The organism is Sphingobacterium sp. UBA2610, assembly GCF_002339225.1.
In the GTDB taxonomy this organism is placed as follows: domain Bacteria; phylum Bacteroidota; class Bacteroidia; order Sphingobacteriales; family Sphingobacteriaceae; genus Sphingobacterium; species Sphingobacterium multivorum.
In genome coordinates, this window is record NZ_DDKA01000010.1 from 39,752 (window position 1) to 54,457 (window position 14,706).

Annotated in this window: 8 protein-coding genes and 1 tRNA gene; 4 read left to right on the forward strand and 5 right to left on the reverse strand. The window is 40.2% G+C overall.

Annotated features, from left to right (window positions below):
* Positions 1-52 precede the first annotated feature (52 nt).
* The 5 genes from B4Z47_RS07165 to B4Z47_RS07185 form a co-directional block, all read right to left on the reverse strand.
* Positions 53-2,431 (reverse strand): hypothetical protein, encoded by a 2,379-nt coding sequence (locus tag B4Z47_RS07165; protein ID WP_070561109.1) that lies wholly within the window; start codon positions 2,429-2,431, stop codon positions 53-55.
* A 47-nt stretch (positions 2,432-2,478) separates the two neighbouring features.
* Entirely contained in the window at positions 2,479-3,351 is an 873-nt protein-coding gene (locus B4Z47_RS07170; protein WP_286727087.1) for an SH3 domain-containing protein, read from the reverse strand.
* A gap of 228 nt (positions 3,352-3,579) precedes the next feature.
* Positions 3,580-4,467 (reverse strand): MBL fold metallo-hydrolase, encoded by an 888-nt coding sequence (locus B4Z47_RS07175; protein WP_115048996.1) that lies wholly within the window; start codon positions 4,465-4,467, stop codon positions 3,580-3,582.
* A 459-nt stretch (positions 4,468-4,926) separates the two neighbouring features.
* Positions 4,927-5,013 (reverse strand) — tRNA-Ser (locus B4Z47_RS07180).
* Between the two features lie 127 nt (positions 5,014-5,140).
* The gene (locus B4Z47_RS07185) at positions 5,141-7,258 is read right to left on the reverse strand and encodes an HD family phosphohydrolase (RefSeq protein ID WP_115048835.1); all 2,118 of its coding nucleotides are present in this window, start codon (positions 7,256-7,258) and stop codon (positions 5,141-5,143) included.
* A gap of 151 nt (positions 7,259-7,409) precedes the next feature.
* Between B4Z47_RS07185 and rpe the strand changes: the two genes are divergently transcribed.
* The 4 genes from rpe (at position 7,410) to B4Z47_RS07205 (ending at position 14,657) form a co-directional block, all read left to right on the forward strand.
* Positions 7,410-8,090 carry a ribulose-phosphate 3-epimerase gene (gene rpe / locus B4Z47_RS07190; RefSeq protein WP_070561105.1) on the forward strand — a complete coding sequence of 227 codons (681 nt, stop codon included), beginning with the start codon at positions 7,410-7,412 and terminating at the stop codon, positions 8,088-8,090.
* 358 nt (positions 8,091-8,448) lie between these two features.
* Positions 8,449-11,211: a bifunctional aconitate hydratase 2/2-methylisocitrate dehydratase gene (locus B4Z47_RS07195; protein ID WP_070561104.1), complete on the forward strand. Its 2,763-nt coding sequence runs from the start codon at positions 8,449-8,451 to the stop codon at positions 11,209-11,211.
* Between the two features lie 49 nt (positions 11,212-11,260).
* Positions 11,261-13,525 carry an aconitate hydratase gene (locus B4Z47_RS07200; protein ID WP_070561103.1) on the forward strand — a complete coding sequence of 755 codons (2,265 nt, stop codon included), beginning with the start codon at positions 11,261-11,263 and terminating at the stop codon, positions 13,523-13,525.
* A 259-nt stretch (positions 13,526-13,784) separates the two neighbouring features.
* Complete coding sequence (locus B4Z47_RS07205) at positions 13,785-14,657, forward strand: hypothetical protein (protein WP_046672928.1); 873 nt, start codon at positions 13,785-13,787, stop codon at positions 14,655-14,657.
* Positions 14,658-14,706 lie beyond the last annotated feature (49 nt).

Below are 14,706 nucleotides of genomic sequence, written 5' to 3' on the forward strand. Positions count from 1 at the left end.
ATAACATGGAGCGACGTTTGGAATTCTTTCTTTTTTTAAGCAAAAGAAGTACTTAAAATTTAAAACCAGAGAAGAAGCCTGGCTTTTTCCAGGTACATTTATATTCATCAGCCAGAGGAGAGTGATCCGAATAGGAAAGCACTTCATCAAGTAAGCTGTGTGCTTTTTTCAGATTCCCAGTTTTATAGTTCACATGTGCTTCTGCTAATTTAACCGATTCGACGTCATCGTCATAACCCCAATCGTGTTGGGCATAAATACCGTTGAAAACTTTGACGTATTTATCTACTTCGTTTATAGCTCCGTTTTCGGCCAAAAGTTCAATGCCGAATTTTAACCAAAGAACATAGTCATTAGGCTCCATGATCGATTGGACCCAGTTATCATGCTTTTGGAATGTTTCCTTACCTGCACTAAATTCCATAAGGTAATAATGGCTTTTAATGATGAGATAGAGTGTTTTTGCCTTGTCGAAATTGTCGATAATAAATTCCGGTTTATTTTTAAGATATTTCTGCGCAGCGATGTTCATGGCTTTGTAGTTGCTCTTTTCATTATATAGCTGCATCAACACATATTGAGGCTGAGCCTCGTGTGGATATTGTTTAGCCATTTGTTCGTAATAAGAGATGCGTTGCGCTAAATTATCCTGTTCGGTTATCTGATAGATAATATGCTCGATCCCATTCTTTGACGCTTCAAAGTCACGGTAGTGATATTCGTCTAAATTGGGATGATCAATATAGAATTTGTAAATAAACTCCAGAAGCTGTTGCGCCCGGGATTGAATGTCCGCTGTACGACCCAGTTGATATTCGACGTCGATTTGATGCATAAGCATGCGGTAACAAGGAGGAAATATGGCAGACTCCGTTTCTTCGTCCTCTTCGTCTTCTTCTGAAGTAAATTCTTGCTGCGCAAGAGTGGCTTCCAACGAGATCTGATAGGTGTCAAAGTACTGTTGAAGTACTTGCTCGAGACGTACGTAATCTTCCAAGGCTGACAAGGTATCGGCTCGGGTGAAATGAAGTTCTTCAAAGTCGGAATAGCTTAATCCTTCGGTTGCGATAGCGTAACAGGTTTCCAATTCACCGGCTTCTTTATAAGCTAAAGCTAGATTATTGCAATTCATGGCCCTATTGTGACTGCCTCCAAAATAGTCACTTTCGTATTTATTTTGTTCAAAATAGTCCTTGAAGGCATCGTAGGCTTGACGGTAAAGTCCGAGGACGAGCAATTGTAGTGCAGACTGATCGACTGCGGTTAAGTTGTCCAGGGAGTGAATGAAATCAGATAGCATAACAGCTTCATTGTAACATTCACGGGGAAGGTCATTGAAAGTAGGGACCTGATCGTAAACTGTTCCATTGGCTTTAAAAGTGCATTCAACTAGACGTCGCCAGGATGTTGCGTTCCATTTCCGTTCGCCTACCATAGTCAGATATGGAATAGCAGCAGCATACTGTCCCTCGTCATAGAGATAGGCTGCCGCAAAATGGTAACCGACGTAAGAGTCAGGATAGGCGTCGATCAATTTGAGTGCATGGAGATAATAATAGTCAAGGGGGATTCCGATTTCTTCCGAGTAATTACGCTCAATGATAAGCTGATAGTAGAAGACCTCAGGGTGCTCATACCCCTCGGCAATCAATTCTTCAAATCGAGTATGCCATTTAACCAGCTCCTGATGGATATGCACGGCTGAGTTTTCCCCTTTGATGAGCTTAAGTAAAATCTGCAATGCTAGGTCGATTGCTTTGTTTTCGTAAGCAATTTCAGCAAGATCCACATAATTCATTTCGTTGCTGCTGATGAAATGCTTAAAATCTGCTTCCATTAAAGCTAAAATATTGGATGTGTTGATCTGTTTTGTACGGTCGAGCAGATATATTTTCTTTATCCAAAAGAGGGAAAAATTATGATCAGAGGTTTCTCGTTCATCCTTGAATGTTTCTTTAACGAAATCAATACTCGCCTCCAAAGCTGGGAGCAACGCTGTATCATCCTGGAGCCCTTCGTAGATATTGGTTAAATAATTGTGACCATATCCGGACATATTCGGGGAAGCGATTAATTTTTTTGCATATTCGATAAATAAACCTTTATTGTCTTCGGTAATATGGGATTTTGGCCGACCAATTTGCGCTAGTGTTGCTTGATTGTCTAAAACATAATTCAGTATATGATATAGAGTCGTTTCATTATTAGGTTCGATGGCCAATGCTTTTTGAAAATAGGGAATCATTTTTTCCTGAATCACATCGAAAATAGCTTCGTGGCCCTCATAAAATAGCTGATCGTGGTAGGCGATGGCGAGGTGTGTCCAAAGCGTCACATCTTGATCGTTTTGTCGTAGTTGATTTTCTCCTTCAATAATAAAGAGGTCTAGTTGTCCGCTGTAGAACAAATCATATATATTCTTTTCTTCCATTTATTAATTCTTGTATGTATTCAGTATATTGAAATCTGTTTAAAATACTATTTAGCTTTCGAAAGCTTTTCAAAGCCAATGCCGTTCCATAGAAATTCTTCACTCTTTTTTGTGACCCTAAAATTTGGATTTTCCGCATTATCGTCGATAACTTCTCCCTCTTCAATGTATTTATAGATAATCTGATTATTTTTTCCGTGTTCGGAAGGGAAAAGAATCTTTTCATCGTAATAGAACACACCAGCATCACTAACCGAATATCGGCTAGGAAGATCAACCAGCTGCCGTCCCGTCCAGGCCACATAGTTATATTCAGAGGGTATGCCACAAGCTTCGCCCAGAAATTCAATGCGGATGATGTGTTTGACATTTTGCAGCCCCATTGCTGGCAGCAATTTACTTTGGGAGAAGGTTTGTTTTGAATAGGCGAAAGGGAAGGTGTGTTCAGCTAGAAAATTTCCATTTGCGTCGATAAGCTTTACCCCGGTTGAGAAATGATCCTGTTCCTGTTCGTTGATACCTTTGGTGAAACGTTCAAAACCGTAAATATATTGCGAGCCGTCTGATGCGGTCTGTTTTCCGAGCGCTAATAGTCCAAGCCAAATAAATCCATTCTTTTTGCTGTTACCGTCGGAATAACTTATCTCATACCAAGGAGCATAAAAATTTTTTAGTGTATTTCCTTTGATGGGATTACTATTGATCGTAACGACATTTCCGACGGATAAAGAATCTACGATTGCTGCCTTTAGACTGGGTTGAGCACGGACGTAAGCTTTGGCTGCAAAAACAGTTGCTGACTGGCCCTTCTGTATGTTCCAAACGTTGAAATTATCGTCAAACTTTAAATTTTCCTGCGCTTTTAAGCAAAGTGGTCCGATGCTTAAAATAATAAAATAGCATCCAATTAACTTTTTCATTTTTCACTCTTCTTTCCTACAAAAATAGCTGAATTGGCCCATACCCCTTATCACTGGTTTCAGGTATTTTTTTGTATAGTGCCAGAAACGATATTTTATAATCCTTGAGTCATTTGCTACAAAAAATTGGATATGATGAAAAACAAAAATTATGAAAGAGAGCATTTTGAATATTTCAGGAATTGAAGGAGATTATTTATCTGCTGTGTGTCTTTTGGAAAAGACATTTTAGTTAATGCTGTTTTTAGGAATCCACTCCAATTCTTTACCGTTGTTTTTTCTACCAATGAAGCCTATCCCCGGCCAAGGCATATGAGATGTGAGCACAAGTGTCTGTTGTTGATAACAGCGATCAAGTATTTTTATCCGTGTATCCACAGCACGATCGAAGTCAATATCCCATTGAGTTCCCCAATGAGGCTGGGAAACTAGGATCGGTGAATGTATCAGATCAACAAGATTTGTAATTGCTCTATTGTCGGATTTTATTGTATAGATGATATGTCCTGGGGTATGCCCAGCTGCTGATTCTGTATGAATGCAGGTAAATAGTTGATCGCCCGGTTCAAATAGCTGTAATTTGACCTCAATAGCAACGAGTGTTTTTCGTATTAAATCGATGCTAGCTTGAGCAATTTCTGGATTTTCGCTTTTCGAAAAATCAGGACGATCTGACATCCAGAACTCAAATTCGGGTTTAGCCATGTAGTATGTTGCGTTTGGATAATTGGGTGAACCATCGGAATCCAATATGCCACCGATATGGTCGCGATGTGCGTGCGTAATGAGAATATCTGTTATCTTATTACAGTCAATATTCGCTAAAAGCAGACTTTCCATTAAATTTCCGGCTTTGTCGGTGTCATAATGTCCCTCACCAGTATCAATGAGTATGTATCGATTCTGTTGTTTAATCAGCATGATGATGATGGGTGCTTGGTAGATCTTTGTTGAAAGTGAAAGCCTTTGCAGTTCCATTTCGACTAGTTGAGACGGTATTTTTGGGGCAAGGGTAGGCTGTAATGTTTCTAATGTAAAATAACCATCTGTCAGGAGCACAAGTTCGAGCGTACCGAAGGGAATTTGTAGATGACCTGTTCTTTTAAGCTGTTTCATATTGCCAAAGTTGAACAAATTGCTTTTAACAATCTAATAGCGTTATGAAAATCAAACACAATGTAATAAATTGATAAAATATTTGCAATACTTATTGGGGCCTAAAGACTATACAACGATGTTCAGGAATGTAACTTGCCTTTTGTTCGTACCTGCTTCGTACCTTATTCGGATGCGATACAGATATTGTACAAATGCTGACCTGATTCCGACCAGACTCTGTACAGGAATTATCTGGTCGGAATTAGGTCAATAATTGTCGCCAGATTGTTCATCTCCGAAGGTGGTACGAACACAATACGAACACAACCCGAGGACGTCAGCCCTGGTGTTCTTGAACTGTCTTGTTCTCATGAACCGCTTTCTGCTGGGTTTTAAACAAGGTGCTGTTTTTGGTGCTGCCTTGGCGCCAGAAACAAAAAAAGCGCTTTCTGATTTCTCTGAAAGCGCTGTTGTCTGCGGAAGAGGCGGGATTCGAACCCGCGGTACCGTTTCCAGTACGACAGTTTAGCAAACTGTTCCTTTCGGCCACTCAGGCACCCTTCCTCGTTTTGACATTGCAAACATAAGGCAATTATTTGATTCTGCAAAGTCTAAATAATAAAAAAAATGCAAAAAAAATGTAACGTTGCAATAAGCGTTTGAAATTCAATTTGTTGTTTGACAATTAAAACTACATTGTTTTTTTGCTTAAATCGTAATCTACCCGAACATGGTAGATGCTTTTGAGCATTGCCTTAAAAATAACTGCCGATTCGGTGATATCTTTTAGCGTAATGTTACTATTATTGAACTGTCCCCGCATCAATTTATGTTCAATAATCTTATCGACAAGATTATTGATAGATTCTTCCGATGGTTCTTTTAACGCACGGGATGCGGCTTCGACCGAATCTGCCATCATGAGTACGGCTGTTTCCTTTGAAAAAGGAATAGGGCCGGGGTAGGTAAATAAAGACTCATCCACCAGTTTGTCGGGATTGTTCTTGACAAAAACGTTATAAAAATAGTCAACACGCGTCGTTCCGTGGTGTGTGCGGATAAAATCAAGGATCACGTCGGGCAATTGATGTTTTTTGGCAATATCGATCCCTTTGATGACATGTGATATAATAATCTGCGCACTTTGTTCCGGTGAAAGCTCGTCATGCGGATTTTTTTCTGTCTTCTGATTCTCGATGAAAAATTGAGGGTTTGTCAATTTTCCGATATCGTGGTATAGGGCTCCGGCGCGGACCAACAGTGGATTCCCGCCGATTTTGTAGATAGCGGCTTCCGCTAGATTAGCCACCTGTAGGGAGTGCTGAAAGGTTCCCGGAGCTTTAAAAGAAAGTTCCCGCAATAATTTGGAATTACTATTGGTAAGTTCCATGAGTGTGAGATCAGAGACAATGCCAAACAACTTTTCGAATGCATAGATCATCGGATAAGCCAATAAGGTGATCATGACGCTTACGAAAAAGGGAAGAAGGTCAGACCAGTAAATGGTGTCTATTGATCCGTTTCTGGTGACGACCAAGCCGATATAAGCAATCCAATAGGTGCCGAGGATGATAGCCGAGGAAATGAACAGCTGCTCCCGTTTGACCAATGTTTTAATACTATAGATCGCAACGATGCCCGCCATAAATTGCAGGAAGACAAACTCAAAACTATTTGGTACAAAAAGACCCGCCAGCAGCACCATCAACAGATGGATATTTAGCGCCACACGCGTATCAAATAGAATACGAATAATAATGGGGACGGCACAAAACGGCATATAATAGAGATTCGGTATCTTGATTTTAATGGCCCAGGATAGGACGCCGAGCATACCTATAATGACAATCATGATAATGACCAGCAATCTGTTGTTGAAATAGATGTCTTTGCGGAAAAGAAAAAGGAAAACCATTAGAATTGAAAGGGCGAGCGAGATGATTAGAAATTGCCCTAATGTCACATAATTTTGATTACCACTGATCTTGCCTTCATCTTCGTATACCTTCCGGAGCGATTCGAGTTTCTGGTAAGTTTCATTGGAAATTATTTTTTCTTTTTCGGCGATCAGTTCGCCTTTTTGGACTACACCCCGTGTCGCTGAAATATTAGCAATGGCATTCTGTTCCAAGGCTTCCGTCTGCTGGTCGTTATAAATATAGTTAATGGTAATATAGTTTTTTAAAGTCTCCTCGAGCCAGCTCTTTTGTTTTATTTTGGTCAATTTGGGCATGATCTCATCCATATACCCATAAGAGCTTTCGATGGTGTAACAGTCAGCCGTGTTTTTTTGACTGGCAACTTTGTCCTGGATCAGTGTGAAATTGTAATGCTTGGAAGCTGGAGATTTGTCATTGCTGCGGTTCTGAAACCGATTGTTCAATGAAAGGATGCCTTTGCCATAGAGATGGCTTAAGATGGCATTGCCGGCATTTCTATAATCCGCAATATTCTCATGTGTTGTATCCAGCTTGCTGCTTTGCCATTTTTCGGCCAGATCGGTATTGAACTGATCAATTTGCTCTTTGCTTGTCGTCGTATTGGCATTATAAATCGGTTGAATCGTGTTCAAGATACTTTTCTTGTCCGCATTCAATTCTTCCTGCGTTTTTAATATGGCAAAATTATAAGGTGATATCAGATTCTCATGATTCCATACTTTTCCCTTTTGGAATTCATAGCGAAAACGAGGCTGTTTGGGAAGGAATATACAGATCAGAATAATAGTGATAAGTATTAATCCAATTTTTCGGACGAGGTTCTCCGTTGTATTTAATTCTCTTTTGTACTTTATTTTTAGTCTTCCCACTGTGAGCTATATTTTTAATATAATGTTAATATACAAATGTAGTTATAATTTATTTTCTGCAGCTTCTGCCAATTGTCGTTTGTAGGTATTAAATCGGGTAAATGCTGTGATGAACAAAAAATACTTGTTATCTTTGCAAAAAAAATACAACATGTCAACAAAATCACATCTAATTGCACCATCCGTTCTTGCTGCAGACTTTGCAAAATTATACGATGATATCATCATGGTAAACAACAGTGAGGCAGATTGGTTTCATATTGATATTATGGACGGGGTTTTCGTTCCAAATATCTCTTTTGGATTTCCAGTTATGCAGGCTATTGCAAAACATGCTGCTAAACCTTTGGATGTACATTTGATGATTGTTGACCCCGATCGTTATCTGCAAGTATGTAAAGATTCGGGTGCTGAGATCATTACAGTGCATTACGAAGCATGTACACATTTGCATCGTACAATAGCTGCTATAAAAGAATTGGGATGTAAAGCTGGTGTCGCATTGAATCCACATACACCGGTTGCTCTATTAAAAGATGTTCTTGCAGATTTAGACTTGGTGTGTATTATGTCTGTTAATCCAGGGTTCGGTGGTCAGAAATTTATTCCGAATACCTACGCCAAGGTGCAGGAACTAAGGACGATGGCACAAGGCGTGAATGATGGACTGCTGATTGAAATCGATGGGGGAGTAACGACTGCGAATGCAGCACAGTTATTGAAAGCGGGAGCAGATGTTTTGGTGGCAGGTTCATTTGTCTTCAACGCGACAGATCCTTTGGAAACTGTGAAAGCATTAAAAGACATTGATATAACTGTAGAAAGTATATAAAAGGAAAAGGTGATTTGATAATATAAATCACCTTTTTTTTTGAAAGAAATAAATGCAAAATAGTGGATTGCAAAGAAAGATAGCGGGATTGCATAAGTTCTGTTTAGAACAATTCCAAATTGATTTAAATAAATGGAATGCATGCGTTTAAAGTTGGATTTTCACTATTTTTGTAATTAGTCATACAAGTTGATTTACGACAAATGAATCAACTTCAAAACATGAAGTGGAAGGGTTAATTTGTGATTTGTTAGGGGGACCCGATAGATGGCGTATTAGCTTAATTATATAACAGACATGGTGGCGTAGAAAGATAATGTGTTTTTATGCTGCCCATAAAATAGAAAGATAGATATCTATGAGTATTTACAACGATTACGTACAAGAGGTTGTAGAACGAGAAGGCCAAGGATTACATCCTAAGCCTATTGATGGAGCAGAATTACTAAGTGAGGTAATTGCTCAGATTAAAGATTTAAACAATGAAAATAGAGCTGAATCTTTAAGATTGTTTATTTACAACACGTTGCCGGGTACTACGCCTGCAGCGGGTGTTAAAGCACAATTTCTGAAGGAAATTATTTTGGGTCAATCAGTTGTTGCTGAAATTACACCTGATTTTGCTTTTGAATTGTTGTCACATATGAAGGGTGGTCCTTCGATCAGGGTCTTATTGGACCTGGCTTTGGGCACAGACCTAGCTATTGCAAAACAGGCGGCTGAGGTTCTTAAAACACAAGTTTTCTTATACGACGCAGATACTGCTCGTTTGAAAGAAGCTTTTGAGCAAGGCAATGAAGTTGCGAAAGATATTTTAGAAAGCTATGCAAAAGCAGAGTTTTTTACGAAACTGCCTGAGGTTGCTGAGGAAATTCAAGTGGTTACTTTTATCGCTGGTGAAGGTGATATCTCGACAGATTTATTGTCGCCAGGTAACCAGGCACACTCGCGTTCAGATCGTGAATTACATGGAAAATGTATGATCACACCTGAAGCACAGCAACAGATCGTTGAATTACAGGCGCAACACCCTGGTAAAAGCGTTATGTTAATCGCTGAGAAAGGAACAATGGGAGTGGGGTCATCTCGTATGTCGGGTGTAAACAACGTTGCACTATGGACCGGTAAACAAGCGAGCCCTTACGTTCCTTTTGTCAACATTGCACCAATTGTTGGTGGTACGAATGGTATCTCACCAATTTTCTTGACAACAGTGGACGTGACCGGAGGTATCGGTATAGACCTTAAAAACTGGGTGAAGAAAGTGGATGAAAATGGTAACGTAATCCGTAATGAGAAAAACGAGCCAATTCTTGAAGAAGCTTATTCTGTTGCTACAGGTACTGTCTTAACAATTAATACCAAGACTAAAAAATTATATAACGGCGAGCAGGAGCTAATCGATATTTCGAAAGCTTTGACTCCTCAAAAAATGGAATTTATTAAAGCAGGTGGTTCTTATGCTATTGTCTTTGGTAAAAAGATCCAAACTTTTGCAGCGGAAACTTTAGGTATTCAAGCGCCAGCAGTATTTGCCCCTTCAAAAGAAATTACAATTGAAGGCCAGGGTCTAACGGCAGTGGAGAAAATCTTCAATAAAAATGCGGTAGGTGTAACGCCAGGTAAGGTATTACATGCTGGTTCTGACGTGCGTGTGAAGGTGAATATCGTTGGCTCGCAAGATACGACAGGTTTGATGACTGCGCAGGAATTAGAAGCGATGGCTGCTACAGTAATTTCGCCTACAGTAGATGGGGCTTATCAATCAGGTTGTCATACTGCATCGGTATGGGATAAAAAAGCACAAGCCAATATTCCTAAATTGATGAAATTTATGAATGATTTTGGATTGATCACTGCACGCGACCCTCAAGGGGTGTACCATTCGATGACAGACGTTATTCATAAGGTATTAAATGATATTACCATCGATGAGTGGGCAATCATTATCGGAGGTGATTCACATACCCGTATGTCTAAAGGTGTTGCTTTTGGTGCTGACTCCGGTACGGTGGCGCTAGCTTTAGCGACAGGTGAAGCTTCTATGCCAATTCCTGAATCGGTCAAAGTTACGTTTAAAGGCAGTATGAAAGAACACATGGATTTCCGTGATGTGGTTCATGCGACACAAGCGCAGATGTTGCAACAGTTTGCCGGTGAAAATGTGTTCCAAGGTCGAATTATTGAGGTTCATATCGGTACGCTTTTAGCGGATCAGGCATTTACTTTTACAGACTGGACTGCAGAAATGAAAGCGAAAGCTTCTATTTGTATTTCACAGGATAATACGCTGATCGAATCATTGGAAATCGCTAAAAACCGTATCCAGATTATGATCGATAAAGGCATGGAAAACAAAAACAATGTTTTGCAGGGCTTAATTGACAAAGCGAACAAACGTATTGAGGAAATTAAATCTGGTGCTAAGCCTGCTTTAACTCCAGACACCAATGCGAAGTATTACGCTGAAGTTGTTATTGATCTGGATATTATCGAAGAACCGATGATCGCCGACCCGGATGTGAATAATGCAGATGTTTCGAAACGTTATACACACGATACAATTCGCGATCTTTCTTACTATGGTGGAAACAAAAAGGTGGATTTAGGTTTCGTCGGTTCTTGTATGGTTCACAAAGACGATTTGAAGATCGTATCGAAGATGTTGAAAAACATTGAACAGCAAAAAGGTGTTGTTACGTTTGAAGCGCCTTTGGTCGTTGCAGCGCCAACATACAATATCATTGATGAGCTAAAAGCGGAAGGCGATTGGGAATTCTTACAAAAGTACTCTGGATTTGAATTTAGCGATGCTTTACCAAAAAGTACTGCGCGTACTGAATACGAGAATATTATGTATTTGGAGCGTCCTGGTTGTAACCTTTGTATGGGTAACCAGGAGAAAGCAGCTAAAGGTGACACGGTAATGGCTACGTCAACCCGTTTATTCCAAGGACGTGTCGTTGAAGACAGAGATGGTAAAAAAGGGGAGTCTTTATTAGCATCAACTCCGGTTGTTGTTCTTTCAGCGATTTTGGGCCGGATTCCGAATATTGAAGAATATAAAGCTGCTGTGGAAGGCATTAACTTAACGAAGTTTGCGCCTATTCCAACAAAATAATTAGTGATAGGGTTTAGTAACTTAATTAAACAACATAAATTAGAGAGATATGGCTTTTGATATAGATATGATTAAAAAGGTCTATAGCCAATATGATGAGCGCATTTCTGCTGCTCGTCAGGTGGTTAACAAACCTTTGACTTTATCTGAGAAAATTTTGTATGCCCACCTTTGGGATGGCAATGCTACTGAGGATTACAAACGTGGCGTTTCTTACGTTGATTTTGCTCCAGATCGCGTTGCTATGCAGGATGCAACTGCACAGATGGCATTATTGCAATTTATGCAAGCTGGGCGTCCAAAGGTAGCGGTTCCTTCTACTGTACACTGTGATCACCTGATTCAGGCGAAAGAGGGTGCGGATAAAGATTTGGCTCGTGCTAAAAGCGAAAGTTCTGAAGTATTCAACTTTTTGAGTTCTGTATCCAATAAATATGGTATCGGTTTTTGGAAACCCGGAGCTGGTATTATTCACCAAGTCGTTTTGGAAAACTATGCGTTTCCAGGCGGTATGATGATCGGTACAGACTCGCATACGGTGAATGCCGGTGGTTTAGGTATGGTTGCGATCGGTGTGGGTGGTGCTGATGCGTGTGATGTGATGGCAGGTTTACCTTGGGAACTTAAATTCCCGAAACTGATCGGTGTAAAATTAACGGGTAAGTTGAGTGGATGGGCGGCAGCAAAAGATGTGATCCTCAAAGTCGCGGGTATTTTGACTGTAAAGGGTGGAACTGGTGCCATTGTCGAGTATTTTGGCGAAGGTGCGGAGTCGCTATCGTGTACAGGTAAGGGAACCATCTGTAACATGGGTGCTGAAATTGGTGCAACAACCTCAACTTTCGGTTATGACGAATCGATGGAACGTTATCTGCGCGCTACGGGTCGTGCCGAAGTAGCTGATGCGGCCAATGCTATAAAACAGCATTTGACTGCGGATGCTGAGGTCTATGCTGACCCAGAACAATATTTTGATCAGTTAATTGAAATCAATCTGTCTGAATTAGAGCCTTCTCTAAACGGTCCTTTTACGCCAGATTTGTATACTCCGGTTTCACGCATGCGTGAAGAAGCAACGAAAAATGGCTGGCCTCTGCAAGTTGAATGGGGATTGATCGGTTCATGTACAAACTCTTCCTATGAAGACTTGTCACGTGCGGCTTCTATTGCAAGACAGGCTGTTGATAAAGGGCTTATCACAAAAGCTGAATTCGGTATTAATCCAGGGTCAGAGCAAGTGCGTTTTACGGCTGATCGCGATGGTTTGCTGAAAACTTTTGAAGATCTCAATGCGACAATTTTTACAAATGCATGTGGTCCATGTATCGGTATGTGGGATCGTGTAGGGGCCGATAAACAAGAGAAAAATACAATCGTTCATTCTTTCAATCGTAACTTTGCAAAACGTGCAGATGGTAATCCAAATACCTATGCATTTGTTGCATCGCCAGAATTGGTAGCTGCAATTGCAATTTCTGGTGATTTGGGTTTCAATCCGGTAACTGATACCTTGATAAACAACAAGGGTGAACAAGTGAAGCTGGATCCACCTGTGGGGGATGAGTTGCCAACAAAGGGATTTGCGGTAGATGACCCAGGGTACCAAGCGCCAGCTGCTGATGGTAGTTCGGTGGTGGTTGATGTAGCACCTACTTCTGATCGTCTTCAATTGTTGGAGCCTTTTGCTCCATGGGAAGGTACAGATTTGAAAGGGTTGAAACTATTGATTAAGGCGAAAGGTAAATGTACTACTGACCATATTTCTATGGCTGGTCCTTGGTTGAAATACCGTGGTCACTTGGATAATATCTCAAATAACATGTTGATTGGCGCCTTGAATTTCTTCAATGAGAAGACTGATAGCGTTAAAAATCAACTTACAGGCGAATATGGTCCTGTTCCTGCAACACAGCGGGACTATAAAGCACACGGTATTGGTTCAATTGTGGTCGGTGATGAAAACTACGGTGAAGGTTCTTCCCGCGAGCATGCTGCGATGGAACCTCGTCATTTAGGTGTTCGTGCTGTTTTAGTTAAGTCTTTTGCCCGTATTCACGAAACAAACCTGAAAAAACAAGGTATGTTGGGATTAACGTTTGCAAATAAAGACGATTATAACAAGATTCAGGAGAATGATACCATTGATATTATCGGTCTGACAGAATTTGCTCCAGGTAAACCATTAACGCTTGTGTTACATCATGCTGATGGTACTTCGGAAGAGATTTTGGCGAATCATACCTACAATGCGCAACAAATCGAGTGGTTTAAAGCCGGTGGAGCTTTGAATATCATCCGCAAAAATCAAGGATAATAATTCTTTAGAAATAAAATGAAAAGCTGCTTTCCTGGAAATGGGAAGCAGCTTTTTTTTGAAAGTGTCTGATGTTATTCGACAGAAAGAACTTGCTAGTTTGCTTTAACTGCTCTCGGTGCTTGAGAAGTCAAGAAGGTTTGTTTTTTAAATCGAATGACATTTCTGTGATCTTCGTCATATTTTACCAATTTCCACTGTTTTTATTTGCTTATAAAATAGAATGCCGGTACTTTTGCCCAACGTTTTTAGCACCGATATGAGAAAAATATTTTTAACGATTGGAGCACTTGCACTAAGTGTTTCTGCCTTATTTGCCCAAGAAAATCCTGAGATAGGAAAAAGCATTTTCAAACCGAAAAATTTGAGAACAGAGAGTAACAAGGGCAAATTCTTCTTCTTTTGGGGGTACAACTTCTCTTCTTACGCGAAATCAGATATTCATTTTACGGGACCTAATTATGATTTTATTCTGCATGATGTAAAAGCGGGTGACAGGCCAACTAAATTTGGTTCAACGTATTTTGATCCAAGCAGACTGACTATTCCGCAATTTAATCTGCACTTTGGTTATTATATCAAGGATAATTATTCCATTTCATTGGGATGGGACCATATGAAATATGTGGTCGATATTCCGCAACAGGTGAAAATTTCGGGTTTTATCGGTGAAGAGATTTCTAACCCTGGTATTCCGACAGGAAATCGCGCTGGTCAATATAACGGTGAATTGATTACTGTAGACTCCGCCATGCTGACATTTGAACACACCGATGGCTATAACTTTGCCTCAGTAGGGCTAGAGCGTTATGACGACATCATCAATAACCGCAAGGGTCAACAGGTATTGACGATGGAATCGGGTGTGGATGTAGGCTTATTGATTCCTCGTTCCGACGTACATCTTTTTGGTGAAGGAGCCAACCATTTTTGGAACATTGCAGGGTATGGCGCTTCGGCAAAAGTTGGTTTGCACTACCGTTTTTATAAAGGACTCTATCTTCAGGGGAATTTCAAAACGGGCTGGACTGATTTAACAAACATTCGTACAACTGGAAGAAGAGGCGTAGATAAAGCCTCTCAACAAATATGGTTTTTTGAAAATTACTGGGCTTTGGGCTTTAGGTTTTAAAATATATTCGATACAAAAAAGGCTACTTTAAAGTAGCCTTTTTTGTATA

Coding starts and splice junctions, on each gene's coding strand:
- B4Z47_RS07165 (WP_070561109.1), bottom strand. CDS start 2,431: ATGGAAGAAAAGAATATATATGATTTGTTCTACAGCGGACAACTAGAC.
- B4Z47_RS07170 (WP_286727087.1), bottom strand. CDS start 3,351: ATGAAAAAGTTAATTGGATGCTATTTTATTATTTTAAGCATCGGACCA.
- B4Z47_RS07175 (WP_115048996.1), bottom strand. CDS start 4,467: ATGAAACAGCTTAAAAGAACAGGTCATCTACAAATTCCCTTCGGTACG.
- rpe (WP_070561105.1), top strand. CDS start 7,410: ATGTCAACAAAATCACATCTAATTGCACCATCCGTTCTTGCTGCAGAC.
- B4Z47_RS07195 (WP_070561104.1), top strand. CDS start 8,449: ATGAGTATTTACAACGATTACGTACAAGAGGTTGTAGAACGAGAAGGC.
- B4Z47_RS07200 (WP_070561103.1), top strand. CDS start 11,261: ATGGCTTTTGATATAGATATGATTAAAAAGGTCTATAGCCAATATGAT.
- B4Z47_RS07205 (WP_046672928.1), top strand. CDS start 13,785: ATGAGAAAAATATTTTTAACGATTGGAGCACTTGCACTAAGTGTTTCT.